Here is a 16,242-nt window from a genome sequence, read left to right on the forward strand (position 1 = left end):
TCATCGCGCTGCGTCAAGATCACAACATGGAATGAAGCCCTGAAACTCCATCACATTTCATGAGGTCACAAATGTCTTTCCCGCTCTCGCTGCGTCGTGCTGCCGCCCGCCCGCGCCTTCGCCTTCTGCCGCTGCTTTTGTCCCGTCTGGGGCTTGGACGCAGCCGCAGGCGGCTGGCCGAACTTGATACGCATCTGCTGCGTGACATCGGGCTGTCGCGCGCCCAGGCCGATGCCGAATCCGAACGTCCGATCTGGGATGCCCCCAGCCATTGGACGCGTTGAATTCATTCGGCGAAATCATCCCTTGTCAGATGCCGGATTTTGCCCCGAAGTCCTTGAAACCGTGTCGGCCAATCCCGATATTGCCGACATAAGGTCGGTTCCGCATCGGGGGGCCGACCCGCAGCAGTCTGACGGAGGCACTTATGGCTGAATACAACACGATGCGAAGCACCGCGGGCCTGGGTGCCCGGACGGCACAGATCGACGCCGGGCTTCGTGCCCATATGAACAAGGTCTACGGCCTGATGTCCGTGGCCATGCTGATCACCGGCGCCGCCGCCTGGGCGATTGCCGGCCTTGCTGTGACGGCAGACCCGGCCGGTTCGGCCATGCAGATCGGTCAGGGCGAATACCTGACCCAGTTCGGCGCGCTGCTCTATACCTCGCCGCTGAAATGGGTGGTGATGTTCCTGCCGCTGGTGATGGTCTTCGCGCTGTCGGCCATGATCAACCGCCTGTCGGCCCCGGCCGCGCAGCTGTTCTTTTACGTCTATGCCGTGGCGATGGGCCTGTCGCTCAGCTCGATCTTCCTGGTGTTCACCGGCGCCTCGATCGCGACGACCTTCCTTGTGACGGCCATCGCCTTCGCCTCGCTCAGCCTTTATGGCTATACCACCAAGAAAGACCTGAGCGGGATGGGCACCTTCCTGATCATGGGTCTGGTGGGCATCCTGATCGCCTCGCTGGTCAACCTGTTCATGGAATCGAGCGCGCTTCAGTTCGCCATCTCGGTGATCGGTGTGCTGGTCTTCGCGGGCCTGACCGCCTACGATACCCAGAACATCAAGACCAGCTACATCCAGCACGCCCAGTATGGCGATCAGGAATGGCTGGCGAAGTCGGCGATCATGGGGGCGCTGAACCTCTACCTCGACTTCATCAACCTGTTCATGTTCCTGCTGCAGTTCCTCGGCAACCGCGAGTGACCCCTGCACAGCGCATGAAGAAAGGGCCGGGATTTCCCGGCCCTTTTCTTTTGCGCCCAGACCTTTGCATGAACGCATGCCCGCCTTGGAAGGCGCCGCAAATGACAAGGGCCGCATCTTGCGATGCGGCCCTGCCGGATGCCTGTGATCGACAGATCTTACTTGATCTTGCCTTCACGGTATTCCACGTGCTCCCGCTTGACGGGGTCGTATTTCTTGACAACCATCTTCTCGGTCATGGTGCGGGCATTCTTCTTGGTCACATAGAAGTGCCCGGTGCCCGCCGTCGAGTTCAGACGGATCTTGATCGTCGTCGGCTTCGCCATAGTCGTCTCTCCTGCATCCGGGGAAACAACATCGCCCGGTCAAATCTCTTGAGACCTGCCTTTTAAGGATGCAGGCCGCAGAGTCAACACCGAAAACCCCTGCAACCCCTGCTTTTCTTGCGTTTCAGGGCTGCGGCTTGCCGGCCCCTACATGGATCGTCGCCACCGTTGCCGCATCAAGGCCAAGGGCCGTCGCAAGGCCCCGCAGATAGGCCTTTTCCGCCTCGGTATCCACCGTAATCGCCATCAGCGCAGCGGAATAGACCTGCGCGCGGGCGGTATCCCCGACGGCAGCAGCCAGCCCTGCGATATCCGAAGGCGCGTCCAGCTCGGCTGTCACAAAGGCGATCTCCTCTTCGCTCGCATCCGTCAGGTGCGAGAGAATCGTTTCCCGTTCTGCCGCGTCGATCGCGCCATCGGCCTTGGCGGCCTGAATCATCGCGCGGATCATCAGACGGGCGTTTTCCTCGGCCAGCGGTCCGGCGGGGGTGGCGCCAGCCAGGGTGCCCAGCATATCGCCCATATTGCGCGCACCCGCGGCTGCGGCGCCGGTCATGCTGGCCATCAGGGCGGACATGCCCAGTTCGGCCTGTTCGGTGGCCTGTGCAGCGGTGCTGCCGAACCGGCCCATCATGTCGCGCACCGCCCCTGCCCCGCCCGGCAGGCCCAGCTTTTCGGCCATGGCGCCCATCTGATCGGCCATGCCGCCCGGCTGGCCCGCACCGCGCAGCGCATCCTTCATCGTGGCAAGGCCCCCGGCCTTCTGGAACCGCTCCACCCCCTTGGCGGCGGCAAAGCCCACGGCAAGCGTGGCAAGCGTGCGGACGAAACTCATCAGCGACCTCCCTCTATCCGAGTCGCCCGAAGGATAGCGCATCCGCCGCGGTGGTCGCGGGAAAATCCATGCCGGCACGGATTTCGCTTTCGCACGCCTCGCCGGGCAGCAACATGGGAAACAGGGAATTTGCGCGGATGGCCTGTAAGCCGGATTCTGTCCGGGGTGTTGCCACCCCTAGATGACCATTCCTCTGGTCCCGCCATTACTGACGGGCTCTAGCTGCCAACCCGGGCTCTCTTGGGCTGAAGTCTCCCTTGCGGAGGTCTCCGACAGCCTTGCGGCTGAACGTCGGACCTTTCCGCGCGAGGCCCCTATTCGGCATTGCTCCGGGTGGGGCTTGCCATGCCGTCCCTGTTGCCAGGTCCGCGGTGGGCTCTTACCCCACCTTTTCACCCTCACCGACGCCGAAGCGGCGGCAGACTGTTCTCTGTGGCGCTTTCCCTGGGGTTGCCCCCGCCGGGCGTTACCCGGCACCCTTACTTCATGGAGTCCGGACTTTCCTCGCACGTCTTGCGACGCACGCGGTCATCCAGCCATCCGCGCGGGCCGGGCTTACGCTGCGGGGGGCGGCAGGTCAACCGGAAAGCGGGCGGCCAGATCGGCGATCAGCGCAAGGTCGGTCGCATCAAGCGGCCCATGTGCCCAGGGGCGAAAGCGCAAGCGGAAGGCCGGCAGAATCTGATCCACCGGCAGATCAGGGTAGCCGAAGGCACGGGCATGGGTAACGAAATCCCCTTCTGCCGCCGTCGCATCCGCGGCAGGCCAGACTGACAGGCCCTGCCGCGCCAGCCGCGCCCAGTCAAACCGGCGGCCGGGGTCGGCCTTGCGGGTGGGCGCCATGTCGCTATGCGCGATCACGCGGGCGGGCGGAATTTCCCAGCGGTGCAGCAGATCGGCCAGCAGCCGCTCCAGCGCCGCCATCTGCGGTTCGGGAAAGGGATCATCGCCACGATTGGCAAGCTCGATTCCGATGGCGCGCGAATTGACATCGTGGCACCCGCCCCAGGACCCGGCCCCGGCATGCCAGGCGCGCAGCTCCTCGGGGACAAGGGCCTGTACCACGCCCAGTTCGGAAATCAGGTAATGGGCCGACACCTCGGCCGCGGGGTCGCAGAGGCGTGCGAAGGCCTCGGCACAGGTTGGCATGGCAGTGTAATGGATCACCACCAGATCGGGCAACGCACCATGGCGGCGCGGCCCGAAATTGGGCGAGGGGTAGGCGGACAGGCCGCCCATCCTCATTTCACCGCATTGCGGAAGGGGGTCGGATCCCAGCTGCAGGCGAAACCGTCGCCATCGGGATCAAGCCCCTTGCGGTCCTTGTCGGGCCCACCCGCGTCAAGGAAGGCCGCCTGCGCCTGATCGGGCGAGGCGTAAGAGGCACAGGCCTTTTCCGGGCTGCGCAACTGCAGCGACGAACGTTCATACATCGGCGTGCCAACGGCATGGTTGGTGGCCAGCGCGTATTGCACCACATTCGCCTTGTCCCCGGCGCGGGCGGGAAGCTGCGCAGGCGGCACGGGCGGCTGCGCCACAGCGGCGACCGGCTGCATCGGCGCGGCGGCTGGCGCCATCGGAGCCATCGGCGTAGCGGCAGCCACGGTCCCCATCGGCGCCCCCACGTTCGACCCGATCACGGCCCCCTGCCCGCCCATCGCGGGCGACATCGGCGCCATGGTCGGTGCAAGGGGCGCACCCGTCCCGGCGGCCTGATCCAGCACCGCACCGATCCGGTCGGTCGAGAAGCCGCTGGTCGGCGTGCCGATCGCCCCCGAGGTCACACCGCCCCCCATGATCGGCTGCGCGCCCTGCGGCACCATCGGCGTGCCATTTGTCAACGAGGCTTCGCGCTGTGCGTTGTAGCTGTTGTAATCCTGAAAGCCGACGCCCTGCCCCGAATCTGGCACGCTTGAACTGCAGGCCGCGAGGGCCAGGGGCGAAAGGATCGCAAAAGGCAAAAGCACACGGCGCATGACGGTCATCCTGAAAACGGAACCGGCCCCGCAGGGCCGGCAGTGTCTTGGGTTCAAGTGGGCCTTACCACCATTTTTGCGGTTTGGCCACAAAGCCCGCCGCACGTTCCAGCACATAGGCGTGATTGAGAAGATCGCCTTCTTCCCACGGGCGGCCGATCAGCTGCAGGCCCAGCGGAAGGCCATCGGCATCAAGGCCGACCGGCACGGCAACCCCCGGCAGACCGGCCAGGTTCAGCGTCACGGTGAACACGTCGTTCAGATACATCTCGACGGGATCGGCGCTCTGCATCTCGCCCAGGCCGAAGGCCGGGGTGGGGGTGGCGGGCGTGAGGATCGCATCGACCCCGGCCGCAAAGGCCTGTTCGAAGTCGCGCTTGATCAGGGCGCGGACCTTGCGGGCGCGGTTGTAATAGGCGTCGTAGAAGCCCGCCGACAGCACATATGTGCCGATCATGATTCGGCGCTGCACTTCGGCGCCAAAGCCTTCGGCGCGGGTCTTTTCATACATCTCGGTGATGCCGTCACCCGCGCCCAGCTTTGCGCGGTGGCCATAGCGCACGCCATCATAACGGGCGAGGTTCGAGGACGCCTCGGCCGGGGCAATGACGTAATAGGCGGGCAGCGCGTATTTGGTATGCGGCAGCGAGACATCGATAATCTCGGCCCCGGCGTCGCGCAGCATCTCGGCCCCGCGGGTCCAGATGCGGTCAATCTCGGGGCGCAGGCCCGGCACGCGGTATTCGCGCGGGATGCCGATCTTCTTGCCACGGATGTCACCGGTCAGCGCGGCTTCGAAATCCGGCACCGGCAGGTCGGCGCTGGTCGAATCCTTCGGGTCATGCCCGGCCATCGAGCGCAGCATGATCGCCGCGTCGCGCACCGATTTGGTCATCGGCCCGGCCTGATCCAGCGACGAGGCATAGGCGATGATGCCCCAGCGGCTGACCCGGCCATAGGTCGGCTTGATGCCGACGATGCCGCAGAAAGCCGCAGGCTGGCGGATCGACCCGCCGGTATCGGTGCCGGTGGCCGCGATGCACAGATCCCCCGCCACGGCAGCGGCCGAGCCGCCCGAAGACCCGCCGGGGGTCAGTTCGCGGTCATCCACGCGCCAGGGGTTCACCGCAGGCCCGTAGCAGGACGATTCGTTGGACGAGCCCATGGCGAATTCGTCCATGTTCAGCTTGCCCAGCATCACCGCGCCATCGCCGAACAGCTTGGAGGTCACAGTCGACTCGTATTCGGGCTTGAAGCCGCGCAGAATGTTCGACGCGGCCTGGCTTTCCACACCCTTGGTGCAGAACAGATCCTTGATCCCCAGCGGGATGCCGCACATGTCGGGGGCATCCCCGGCCTTCAGACGGGCATCGGCGGCACGCGCCTGCTCCAGCGCCATTTCGGGGGTCTTGTGGACATAGGCGGTCAGCGCATCGCCCGCGTCCATCGCCGTGAGGCAGGACATCGTCAGATCCACGGCCGACAGTTCGCCCTTGCGCAGCGCGTCGCGCGCCGCGGCGATGGTCAGTTCGTTCGCGTTGGTCATTCCACCACCTTCGGCACGGCAAAGAACCCTTCACGGGCATCGGGGGCGTTCTTCAGCACCAGGTCCTGAATATTGCCATCGGTCACTTCATCCTTGCGACGCTTGAGCCGCATCGGCGTGACCGAGGTCATGGGTTCGACCCCATCGACATTCACCTCGTTCAGCTGTTCCATGAACCCGAGGATATTGGAGAGTTCCACCGCCAGCGCCGGCAGGTCACCCTGATCCACCTGGATGCGCGCGAGCTTGGCCACCCGGCGCGCGGTTTCGACGTCGATCGACATGGGCTCGATCCCCCTTCAAGATTTGCTCCCGTTTAACGGGGCAAGGGGTTGGACGCAAGGCGCGCGGCTGGGGCACCCTGCCGGGCGCGGCGCAGGCCTTGACGCAGCGGCACCCGGTGCGGCGCCGGACCGGGGCTTTCCTTTCCCGCCCCGCGCCTTACCCTTTGGCACGGAACCAGCGAGAGGACATCTGATGAAAATCACCTGGCTTGGCCATTCCGGCTTTCGCATCGAAATCGAACAGGCGGTGCTGCTGATCGACCCCTGGCTTGACGGGAACCCGATGTTCCCCGCCGACCGCCGCGCCGAGGCGCTGGCAGGTGTGACCCATGTGCTGCTGACCCACGGCCATGGCGACCATACCGGCAGCGCGCTGTCCATCGCCAAGGAATGCGATGTGCCGCTGGTCGGGATCTATGACATGATCAGTTTCTGGGAAGGCGATGCCGGTGTGAAGGGCATCGGTTTCAACAAGGGCGGCACGGTCGATCTGGCCGGGGCAAAGGTGACGATGGTGAATGCCAGCCACTCGTCCTCGATCTCAGGGGCGCAAGGGCCGATCTATGCCGGGGGCGAGGCGGGCTATATGATCGCGGGCGAAGGCCATACGATCTATCTGTCCGGCGACACCGATATCATGGCCGACATGGCCTGGATGGCCGAATATCACCAGCCCGATATCGGCATCCTGTCGGCTGGCGGGCATTACACGATGGACATGGCCCGTGCGGCCTTTGCCGCACGCAAGTATTTCAACTTCTCGACTATCATCCCCTGCCATTACCGCACCTTCCCGGTGCTTGAGCAGGACGCCAAGGCCCTGCGGGCAGGCGTGTCGCCCAATGTGCAGGTCCTTGAACCCGAGGTGCTGGAGCCGATCATCCTGTGATCGGCCTGCCGCGAAGCCGGGCGCTCAGGCGCCCGTCTTGCATTCCCCATTGCCGAATTTCGCCTGACAGGCCTTGGCCGCGCAGGCCTTGATCTGCACATCCCGGCGGCTTTCGTTCACGTCAACGGTTTCAACAGCAGTATAGGGCACGTCCTCCAGCCGGGTTTCGGCGGTGCAATGCTGGACATTGCCATTGGTCACGCAGGTCGTGCGCCCGGTGGGCACTTCGATATACTTCACCCGCTCCACGATCTGCTTTTCATAGCGCGGGGGGATCTTCTGCATCCACTCCGCCTCGCAGATCGACCGTTCCGCGCGGTATTCCGGCGTGCCGCAGGACACGAGCATGAGGGCAGCGGGCAAGAGGAAAAGGGAACGGCGCATGGGTCTATCCGATTGCGAAAATACCATCCCACCAAGCGCGCCCGCCAGGGATTCGTCAAGCCTGACCGCCCGATCCACGCCGCCCGGCAAAGAAATCCCGCAGCAGGCGGGCGGATTCGGTTTCCGCCAGACCGTCATAGATTTCCGGCACATGGTGGCATTGCGGATGGGCAAAGACCCTTGCCCCCACCGTCACCCCGCCCGATTTGGGATCGGCTGCCCCGAAGTAAAGCCGCCCGATCCGCGCCGCCGAAATTGCCGCCGCGCACATCGGGCAGGGTTCCAGCGTGACATAAAGGTCATGGCCCGTCAGCCGTTCCTGCCCCAGCGCCGCGCAAGCCCCCCGGATGGCAAGCATTTCCGCATGGGCGGTCGGATCGGTCAGTTCCCGCGTGCGGTTCCCGGCCTGCGCCACGATCCGCCCCGAGGGCGCTACAATGACCGCGCCCACCGGCACCTCGCCCCGGGCGGCGGCGGCCCGTGCCTCGGCCAGGGCGACCTGCATATAGGACCGGAAGCGGCTCACCGTTGCCCTTTCCCGCGCAAGGCAATACCCTTGCGCCTTGATAAACACTTCTCGGGGGTACCCGGGGCGCCTTCGGCCCGCGGGGTCGCGTCCCCTGCCACTCCCCTTTCATGCCGGGAAACCCATGCCAGAACAAGCGCCGCCCAAAGGCCCCAAACCCACCGCCCCCAAGGCCGAGGGCGAACGCATCGCCAAGGTCCTGTCCCGGGCCGGGGTCGCCTCGCGCCGCGAGGCGGAGCGGATGATCGAGCTGGGCGAGGTCAAGGTCAACGGCAAGGTCATCACCTCGCCCGCGCTGAACGTGACCGATCAGGACCGCATCACCGTGAACGGCCAGCCGCTGGCGGAAAAGGAGCCGGCGCGGCTGTGGCTTTACTACAAGCCCGAAGGGCTGGTGACGTCCGCCTCGGATGAAAAGGGCCGCGAGACGGTCTTTGACATGCTGCCCGAAGACATGCCGCGTGTGATGTCGGTGGGGCGGCTTGACCTCAATTCCGAAGGTCTGCTGCTGCTGACCAATGACGGCGGGCTGAAGCGGCAGCTGGAACTGCCCTCGACCGGCTGGCTGCGGAAATACCGCGTCCGCGTGCATGGCAACCCGACCGACCCGGATCTTGAGCCGCTGCGGAAGGGCATTGTCGTTGATGGCGAGAAGTTTCAACCAATGCAGGTGGTGCTGGACCGTGTGCAGGGTGCCAATGCCTGGCTGACGGTGGGCCTGCGCGAAGGCAAGAACCGCGAAATCCGCCGCGCCATGTCGGAAATCGGGCTGACGGTGAACCGGCTGATCCGTATCTCCTACGGCCCGTTCCGGCTCAATGAACTGCAACCGGGCCAGGTGGAAGAGGTCAAGGGCCGCATCCTGCGCGATCAGCTGGGCTTTGATCCCGACAGCGGCGAGGCCCCCGGCCCCCGCACCGCGCCCACCCGGTCGATGAAGACGCGCAGCGTGACCCGCTCGGGCAGCAGCCCCCGCCCGCCCAAGGTAGAGGGCGACGCCCCGGCACGTCCGCGCAGCTTCGGCACCCGCGCCGCGCGCGAGGCTGAGGGCGGCGCCCCGCGCAAACCGCGCAGCACCCCTGCCGCGGACCGCCCGCGCGCCACGGGTGAGCGTTTTGGCGATACTGCGGCCAAGCCCAAGGCGCGCAGCACCACCGCCCCGCGCCCTGACCGCGCGCGCCCGGCGATGGATGATTTCGATCCGGCCCGCGGCCCCGGCCGGCCATCCCGCGCGAAACCTGCGCCCGGCAAATCGGCCCCTGGAAAACCAGTGGGCGCGAAACCGACGGGGGCAAAACCTGCGGGCGGCAAGACCTTCGGCGCCAAACCCGCACGCCCCGCAGGGGATGGCCCCCGCCGCCCCGAAGGCCCGCGCGGCCCGGCCAAACCCCGCCGCTGATCGGCAATTGCGGGTAATTGGTCAGAAAATTTCCACCCCCACCACCTCTGGCAAGCGGGCGCGGCCTCACCTATAGTTGAAGGTGAAGGCCGCAAGGCCCATCCTCCGGAGGCCCGATGTCCGCATCCGCCCTGCAGACCCTGAGCTTCGTGCTGCTGGTCGCGCTCGTCATTTACACGGCTTTTGGCGGGGGTCTGTGACATGGCGCAACGCTTTGGCGGCAAATATTCCCCCAATGGTGACAGCGGCCCCGCGCCCACCGCACCGCAGCCCCCCAATCTTTTTGACGGCAAGCGTCCGGCCAAGGCTGGCGCGCGGTCAAACCTGCTGTTCCTGCTGCCGGTGATCTTTGCCGTGCAGGCCTTCCGCGCCGATGCGGGCGGGCTTGCGCTGGGTCTGGGGGCGGCGGGCCTGATGCTGGGGGCGGCGATCCTGACGCGCGAAGGACTGAAGGCCGAACAGGCCTATGAGCTGCGCCGCGTCGCGCGTCGCCCGGCCATCCCACGCAAGATCTTTGCCGCGTTGCTGATGGCGGCGGGGCTTTTCGCGGGCGCAATGCTGACCAATGGCAATCCGCTGACCGCGGCCCTGCTGGGGGGGCTTGGCGCGCTGTTCCATCTGGGCGCCTTCGGCCTTGATCCGCTGCGCGACAAGGGGGCCGAGGGCGTTGATGCCTTTCAATCCGACCGCGTGGCCCGCGCCGTGGATGAGGCCGAGGGCTACCTGACCGGCATGAAGGACGCCATCCTGCGCGCCCGCGACCGGGCGCTGGAAACCCGCGTCGACCGATTTGCCACCGCCGCCCGCGCGCTCTGCCGTCGGATCGAGGAAGACCCCGGCGACCTTTCGGCCGCGCGAAAGTATCTTGGCGTCTATCTGATGGGCGCCCGGGACGCGACGGTCAAGTTTGCAGACCTTTACGCCCAGACCCGCGATGCGCGCGCCCGCAGCGATTATGAGGCGCTGCTGAGCGATCTGGAAACCACCTTTGCCGCGCGCAGCCAGCAATTCCTGACCAATGATGCCGGGGCGCTGGATGTGGAAATTCAGGTCCTGCGCGACCGCCTGCAATTTGAAACGCCGCGCCACTAGGCCCGGCACCGTGCCCCCGTTCCTGTTTTCCGCCGAAAGGCCCGTCTCTCGGAGTGACCCGCCATGACCGACACCACCCGTCAAGAAGCCGCCGCCGCCCTTGCAGAGGTTGAGCAGATCAACGCCGTCGTCCTTCCGAAACCCGAAGCCGCCGTCGTGCCGCTGGCCGCGGCCTCCGCCCCGCAGGCCGAAGAGATCCGCCGCCGCATGGCCGAGCTGGACATGGCCAATACCCAGTCGATCATCCAGTTCGGGTCGGCCGCCCAGGCCGAGCTGCAGGTGATCAGCCAGCAGATGCTGCAGGATGTGAAGAACAAGGATGTCGGCCCCGCGGGCGATACGCTGCGCAACATGGTCTCGACGCTCAAGGGTTTTTCCGTGTCCGAGCTGGACGTGCGCCGCGACCGCAGCTGGTGGGAAAAGCTTCTGGGCCGCACCGCGCCCTATTCGAAATTCGTGGCGAAATACGAAGAGGTCCAGTCCCAGATCGACCGCGTGACCGCGAACCTGATGCAGCATGAACACAAGCTGCTGAAGGATATCAAATCGCTCGACATGCTCTATGTGAAGACGCTCGATTTCTACAATGAACTCGCGCTCTATATCGCGGCAGGCGAGGCCAAGCTGGCCGAGCTGGACGCGACCGACATTCCCGCGAAAGAGGCCGCCGTGGCCGCAGCCCCCGAGGCCGATCAGGTGCTGCGCGCGCAAGAGCTGCGCGACCTGCGCGCCGCGCGCGATGATCTGGAACGCCGGGTCCATGACCTCAAACTCACCCGGCAGGTGACGATGCAGTCGCTGCCCTCGATCCGGCTGGTGCAGGAAAACGACAAGTCGTTGGTGACCAAGATCAACTCGACGCTGGTCAATACCGTGCCACTGTGGGAAACCCAGCTGGCACAGGCCGTGACCATCCACCGTTCGCGCGAGGCGGCGGAATCGATCAAGGCCGCCAATGATCTGACGAATGAATTGCTGACCGCCAACGCCCGCAACCTGCAGGAAACCAACCGCATCGTCCGCACCGAGATGGAGCGCGGCGTCTTTGACATCGAGGCGGTGAAACAGGCCAATGCCACGCTGATCGCCACGATCAACGAAAGCCTGGCCATTGCGGATGAGGGCAAGGCCAAACGCGCCGCCGCCGAGGCCGATCTGACCCGGATGGAGGCCGAGCTGCGCGACACCCTGTCGGCAGCCCGCTCGCGGCGCGATGGTCTGGGCACGGCAACAGGCACAGCCGTCTGAACGGACAGGAGACGCGGGTGAACGCTGGATGGGTTGCACGGGGCCGCAGGGCCATGACGCTCATGGTGGCCGTGGCGCTGGCGGGATGCTCGGCCGCGCCCGTCACCTCGCCCGCGCCCCAGCCGCGTCCCCGCCCCAAGGCCGAGGTGCAGACCCCGCCGCCCGTGTCGGCCGAAAGCCGCGCGCTGGTCGATTATTATGCCCGCGTGCAGGCCGATCTGCTGGCGCAGGGCCTGTTGCGGACGGATGGCGCGGCCAAGGATGCGCCCTTCACCGATACAATGCTGGCGGAAAACTTCATCCGGGTCGCGCTGTTTGATGAATACCGCCGGAGCCCCACGGGCCTTGTGGCGCAGCAGACCCAAAGCCGCTTGCGCCGGTGGGAGGCCCCGGTCCGCGTGGGCCTGACCTTCGGCGCCTCGGTTCCGGCCGACCGCCGCGCGACAGACCGCGCGCGCATCGCCTCCTACCTTGCGCGGCTGTCCTCGATCACCGGCCATCCCATCGCACTGGTGGACCGGGACGCGAACTTCCACCTTCAGATCGTGAATGAGGATGAACGCCGCGCCCTTGGCCCGGAAATCGCCGCGCGCCTGCCCGACCTCAGCCCGGCAGAGATCCAGGGGCTGACGAACCTGCCGCGCTCCACCTATTGCATCGTCTATGCGCTCTCCGAGGGCAGTTCCTCGACCTATGCCCGCGCCTTCGCGGTGGTGCGGGCCGAACACCCGGATCTGCTGCGCCTTTCCTGCATCCATGAAGAGATTGCCCAGGGCCTGGGCCTTGCCAATGACAGCCCGCTCGCCCGCCCGTCGATCTTCAACGACGATGAGGAATTCGCCCTGCTAACCCATCAGGACGAGCTGATGCTGAAGATGCTTTATGACCCGCTCTTGCAGCCCGGCATGGGCGCAGCCGAGGCCCGCCCCCTGATCCACGAGCTTGCGACCCGCCTGATCGGCGGCAATAGCTGAGAACCATTCTGGCGCGCAAGGCGCGTCATTCCCTCTTCAAACATGCCGCGCCTCGGGTATGGTAGCCCTGTGGGGAAGGCGGCCCCGGCGCATCACGTGAAAGGCATTGGCCATGGTGTTTGATTTCCTCAAAGGCGAATTCATCGATGTCATCAGCTGGCTGGATGATACCCGCGACACGATGGTCTGGCGCTTTGAACGACGCGGGCAGGCGATCAAATACGGCGCCAAGCTGACGGTGCGCGAAGGTCAGGCCGCGGTGTTCGTGCATGAAGGGCAGCTGGCCGATGTCTTCGGCCCGGGGCTTTACATGCTTGAAACCAACAACATGCCGATCATGACCACGCTGCAGCACTGGTCGCATGGCTTCAGCTCGCCCTTCAAATCCGAGGTCTATTTCGTCAGCACCACGCGGTTCAACGACCTGAAATGGGGCACCAAGAACCCGATCATGTGCCGCGACCCGGAATTCGGCCCAGTGCGCCTGCGCGCCTTCGGCACCTATTCGATGCGGGTGGCCGATCCGGGGGTATTCCTCAAGGAAATCGTCGGCACGGATGGCGAATTCACCGCGGATGAGGTGTCGAACCAGATCCGCAACGTGATCGTCCAGGAAATGAGCCGCGTGCTGGCGGGCTCCGGCATCCCCGTCCTCGACATGGCCGCCAATACCGCCGATCTGGCCAAGCTCATCTCCGGCGCCATCGCGCCCAAGATCGCCGAATACGGCCTGAACCTGCCGGAATTCTACATTGAAAACGTAAGCCTGCCGGAAGAGGTGGAAAAGGTGCTCGACAAGCGCACCTCGATGGGCATCGCAGGCGATCTGCAAAAATACACCCAGTTCAACGCCGCCGAAGGGCTGGCCCAACCGGGCAGCGCTATGGGTGCGATGCTGGGCGCAGGCATGGCCGCCGGGATGGGCGCCGCCATGGGCCAGACGATGGGACAACCCTCCGGCCCCTGGGGCGCCGCCCCCGCAGCCCCCGCCGCCGCAGCGCCCCCGCCACCGCCGCCCCCACCGGCGGCCAAGCAATGGCACCTTGCTGAAAATGGCGCGACCAAGGGCCCCTTCCCCGAATCCGACCTGCAGGCCATGGCCAGCGCCGGTCAGCTCACGCGCACCACGATGGTCTGGTCCGCCGGAATGGACGGCTGGAAACCCGCGGCCGACACCGAGCTTTCGCGCCTCTTCGCCATGGTCCCGCCGCCCCCGCCGCCGGGGGTCTGATCTTGACCAAGGCCGAACGTCACTTCCCTTGTGCCGCCTGCGGCGCCGACCTGCGCTTCGCCCCGGGCCAGACCCATTTGCGCTGCGACCACTGCGGCCATGAACAGGACATCCCCGCCGCCCCCGAAGGACGCGCCCTTGCCTTTGGGGAACATGGCCTGCACGCGGCCCTCCGCGATGCGCTGCCCCCCGGCGCGATGGAAGAGGTGCGGACCACCCCCTGCCCCTCCTGCGGCGCGTTGGTGGAATTCCGCGGCGCGGAACATGCCACAGAATGCCCCTTCTGCGCGACGCCCGTCGTCACCACCACCGGCACCAACCGCCAGATCAAACCGCAGGCCGTGCTGCCCTTCGTGCTGGACGAACGCACGGCGCGTCAGGCCATGACGAATTGGCTGGGCAGCCTCTGGTTCGCCCCCAATGGCCTTGTGGAATATGCCCGCAAGGGCCGCGCGCTGAACGGCCTCTATGTCCCTTACTGGACCTTCGATGCAGCGACCCGCTCCTCCTATGTCGGGGAACGGGGCGATCATTACTACGAAACCCGCACCGTCATGGTCGATGGCAAACAACAGACCGAACAGGTGCAAAAGACCCGCTGGCGCGCCGCCCGCGGCTGGGTCAGCCGGGTCTTCGATGATGTGCTGGTGCTGGCGGCCCAATCGCTGCCGCGCCGCTACACCGATGCGCTCGCCCCCTGGGATCTCGGCGCGCTGAAACCCTACCGCGAAGACTATCTCTCGGGTTTCACCGCCGAAGGCTATACCATCGGGCTCGAGGAAGGCTGGGCCCGCGCACAGGAACAGATGGCCGCCATCATCGACGGGGATGTCCGCCGCGATATCGGCGGTGATGAACAGCGCGTCCACAGGGTCGACACCGAATATTCGGCCGAAACCTTCAAACACATCCTGCTGCCCGTCTGGATGGCCGCCTACAAGTACAACGACAAAAGCTACCGCTTCGTCGTGAACGGCCAGACCGGCCGGGTGCAGGGCGAACGGCCCTATAGCGCCTGGAAGATCGCCTTCGCCATCCTTCTGGCCCTTGCCCTCGCGGGCGCGCTCGCTTGGGCCAATCAGAAAGGCTATCTCGGCTGATCCCCTTGCAGGACAGGTTCATTTTCTGTCCTGCAAATATCCTCGGGGGAATCGCCGCAGGCGATGGGGGCAGACAGCCCCCTCTTCCATGCGACATTGACACCCCGCCCGCCGCGCGCAATAGGCACCCCATTGCCGCTCCCCCACTGCCGCTCTCCGGAGGCCCCGATGCGCGTTCTCTCAGAAGCCCGAATCCCCGAACTGCCGAACCCCTATTTCGGCAAGGTCCGCGATTGCTATGACCTGCCCCCCACGCCTGACCACCCCGAGGGGCGGCGCATCCTCATCTCTTCGGATCGGATCTCGGCCTTCGACCGCATCCTTGCGGCGATCCCCTTCAAGGGCCAGGTGCTGACCCAGACTGCCCGCTTCTGGTTTGACCAGACCGCCGACATCTGCGCCAATCACGTCCTCTCCTACCCGGATTCCAATGTGGTCATCGGCAAGCGCCTGACCATCCTGCCGGTGGAAATCGTGGTGCGCGGCTATCTGGCGGGTACGACCGGGACCTCGGTCCTCACGCTCTACAAACAGGGCGCGCGCGAGATGTATGGCCACCGCCTGCCCGACGGGCTGCGCGACAATGAGGCCCTGCCCCAGGCGATCATCACACCCACCTCCAAGGCCTTCGACGGTGGCCATGACGAACCCCTGACGGCGGCCGAGATCGTGGCCCAGGGTCTTCTGACCTCTGCCCAGTGGGAAGAGGTCTCGGCCAAGGCGCTGGCGCTTTTCGCCCGCGGCCAGAAGATGGCGGCCGAGCGCGGGCTCATCCTTGTCGATACCAAATACGAATTCGGCACCGATGCTGCGGGCAATATCCTCATTGCCGATGAAATCCACACCCCGGACAGCTCACGCTACTGGCTGGCCGATGGCTATGGCGATGCGCTGCGCGACGGTACCCGTCCGCCCAGCTTTGACAAGGATGTCATCCGCGCCTGGGTCGCCGCGCGCTGCGACCCCTACAAGGACGCGATCCCCGAGATCCCGGCCGAGATGATCGAGCAGACCAGCAAGGTCTATGTCCAGGCCTATGAGGCCATCACCGGCCAGACCTTCGTCCCGGATCTGTCCGGCGCCACGCCGCTTGATCGCGTGCGCGCCAACCTCGCCCCCTATTTCGGGATGTGAGACGGCGCACGGGGAGGCTGCCTGCCTCCCCGAACCCCTCCGGGGATATTTGGACCAAGATGAAAGCCGTCATGTTTGCGCTAACATG

The 16,242-nt window shown here is 65.7% G+C and carries 18 protein-coding genes and 1 other RNA gene; 10 read left to right on the forward strand and 9 right to left on the reverse strand.

Annotation, left to right across the window (positions count from 1 at the left end; genetic code table 11):
* Positions 1–71 precede the first annotated feature (71 nt).
* Complete coding sequence (locus tag IE101_RS14120; protein ID WP_189634492.1) at positions 72–284, forward strand: DUF1127 domain-containing protein; 213 nt, start codon at positions 72–74, stop codon at positions 282–284.
* 143 nt (positions 285–427) lie between these two features.
* Positions 428–1,210: a Bax inhibitor-1/YccA family protein gene (locus tag IE101_RS14125; protein WP_189634493.1), complete on the forward strand. Its 783-nt coding sequence runs from the start codon at positions 428–430 to the stop codon at positions 1,208–1,210.
* 158 nt (positions 1,211–1,368) lie between these two features.
* Here IE101_RS14125 and rpmG read toward each other — a convergent pair whose 3' ends face one another.
* The 7 genes from rpmG to gatC all read right to left on the reverse strand — a co-directional run bounded on the left by rpmG (position 1,369) and on the right by gatC (position 6,177).
* On the reverse strand, positions 1,369–1,536 hold the full coding sequence (gene rpmG / locus IE101_RS14130; RefSeq protein WP_189634494.1) for a 50S ribosomal protein L33: 168 nt from the start codon (positions 1,534–1,536) through the stop codon (positions 1,369–1,371).
* Between the two features lie 124 nt (positions 1,537–1,660).
* Entirely contained in the window at positions 1,661–2,371 is a 711-nt protein-coding gene (locus tag IE101_RS14135; RefSeq protein WP_189634495.1) for a DUF533 domain-containing protein, read from the reverse strand.
* 129 nt (positions 2,372–2,500) lie between these two features.
* Positions 2,501–2,915, reverse strand: an RNA gene (gene rnpB / locus IE101_RS14140) — RNase P RNA component class A.
* A gap of 11 nt (positions 2,916–2,926) precedes the next feature.
* Positions 2,927–3,616, reverse strand: a complete 690-nt coding sequence (locus tag IE101_RS14145; protein ID WP_465253869.1) for an N-acetylmuramoyl-L-alanine amidase — start codon at positions 3,614–3,616, stop codon at positions 2,927–2,929.
* Positions 3,613–4,347 carry a hypothetical protein gene (locus IE101_RS14150; protein ID WP_229804185.1) on the reverse strand — a complete coding sequence of 245 codons (735 nt, stop codon included), beginning with the start codon at positions 4,345–4,347 and terminating at the stop codon, positions 3,613–3,615. The genes IE101_RS14145 and IE101_RS14150 overlap by 4 nt, the downstream gene beginning before the upstream one ends.
* Positions 4,348–4,411: 64 nt before the next feature.
* Positions 4,412–5,893, reverse strand: coding sequence for an Asp-tRNA(Asn)/Glu-tRNA(Gln) amidotransferase subunit GatA (gene gatA / locus IE101_RS14155; protein ID WP_189634497.1), 1,482 nt, complete (start codon positions 5,891–5,893; stop codon positions 4,412–4,414).
* Positions 5,890–6,177, reverse strand: coding sequence for an Asp-tRNA(Asn)/Glu-tRNA(Gln) amidotransferase subunit GatC (gene gatC / locus IE101_RS14160; protein ID WP_189634498.1), 288 nt, complete (start codon positions 6,175–6,177; stop codon positions 5,890–5,892). The genes gatA and gatC overlap by 4 nt, the downstream gene beginning before the upstream one ends.
* 193 nt (positions 6,178–6,370) lie before the next feature.
* Between gatC and IE101_RS14165 the strand changes: the two genes are divergently transcribed.
* Positions 6,371–7,066: a metal-dependent hydrolase gene (locus IE101_RS14165; RefSeq protein ID WP_189634499.1), complete on the forward strand. Its 696-nt coding sequence runs from the start codon at positions 6,371–6,373 to the stop codon at positions 7,064–7,066.
* A 24-nt stretch (positions 7,067–7,090) separates the two neighbouring features.
* Here IE101_RS14165 and IE101_RS14170 read toward each other — a convergent pair whose 3' ends face one another.
* Both IE101_RS14170 and IE101_RS14175 read right to left on the reverse strand, forming a co-directional pair.
* Positions 7,091–7,450, reverse strand: coding sequence for a hypothetical protein (locus IE101_RS14170; RefSeq protein ID WP_189634500.1), 360 nt, complete (start codon positions 7,448–7,450; stop codon positions 7,091–7,093).
* Between the two features lie 55 nt (positions 7,451–7,505).
* Entirely contained in the window at positions 7,506–7,955 is a 450-nt protein-coding gene (locus IE101_RS14175) for a nucleoside deaminase (RefSeq protein ID WP_189634528.1), read from the reverse strand.
* 145 nt (positions 7,956–8,100) lie between these two features.
* Between IE101_RS14175 and IE101_RS14180 the strand changes: the two genes are divergently transcribed.
* The 7 genes from IE101_RS14180 (at position 8,101) to IE101_RS14210 (ending at position 16,154) form a co-directional block, all read left to right on the forward strand.
* Positions 8,101–9,375 carry a pseudouridine synthase gene (locus tag IE101_RS14180; RefSeq protein ID WP_189634501.1) on the forward strand — a complete coding sequence of 425 codons (1,275 nt, stop codon included), beginning with the start codon at positions 8,101–8,103 and terminating at the stop codon, positions 9,373–9,375.
* Between the two features lie 201 nt (positions 9,376–9,576).
* Positions 9,577–10,467 (forward strand): 5-bromo-4-chloroindolyl phosphate hydrolysis family protein, encoded by an 891-nt coding sequence (locus IE101_RS14185; protein ID WP_189634502.1) that lies wholly within the window; start codon positions 9,577–9,579, stop codon positions 10,465–10,467.
* 63 nt (positions 10,468–10,530) lie between these two features.
* The gene (locus IE101_RS14190) at positions 10,531–11,715 is read left to right on the forward strand and encodes a toxic anion resistance protein (protein ID WP_189634503.1); all 1,185 of its coding nucleotides are present in this window, start codon (positions 10,531–10,533) and stop codon (positions 11,713–11,715) included.
* A 53-nt stretch (positions 11,716–11,768) separates the two neighbouring features.
* Complete coding sequence (locus tag IE101_RS14195; protein ID WP_189634529.1) at positions 11,769–12,689, forward strand: DUF2927 domain-containing protein; 921 nt, start codon at positions 11,769–11,771, stop codon at positions 12,687–12,689.
* 112 nt (positions 12,690–12,801) lie between these two features.
* Complete coding sequence (locus tag IE101_RS14200; RefSeq protein WP_189634504.1) at positions 12,802–13,920, forward strand: SPFH domain-containing protein; 1,119 nt, start codon at positions 12,802–12,804, stop codon at positions 13,918–13,920.
* A 2-nt stretch (positions 13,921–13,922) separates the two neighbouring features.
* Entirely contained in the window at positions 13,923–15,020 is a 1,098-nt protein-coding gene (locus IE101_RS14205; RefSeq protein WP_189634505.1) for a TFIIB-type zinc ribbon-containing protein, read from the forward strand.
* Positions 15,021–15,188: 168 nt separating this feature from the next.
* Entirely contained in the window at positions 15,189–16,154 is a 966-nt protein-coding gene (locus IE101_RS14210) for a phosphoribosylaminoimidazolesuccinocarboxamide synthase (protein WP_189634506.1), read from the forward strand.
* Positions 16,155–16,242: the final 88 nt, after the last annotated feature.

The sequence above is a fragment of the Gemmobacter lanyuensis genome, assembly GCF_014652355.1.
GTDB lineage: Bacteria > Pseudomonadota > Alphaproteobacteria > Rhodobacterales > Rhodobacteraceae > Gemmobacter > Gemmobacter lanyuensis.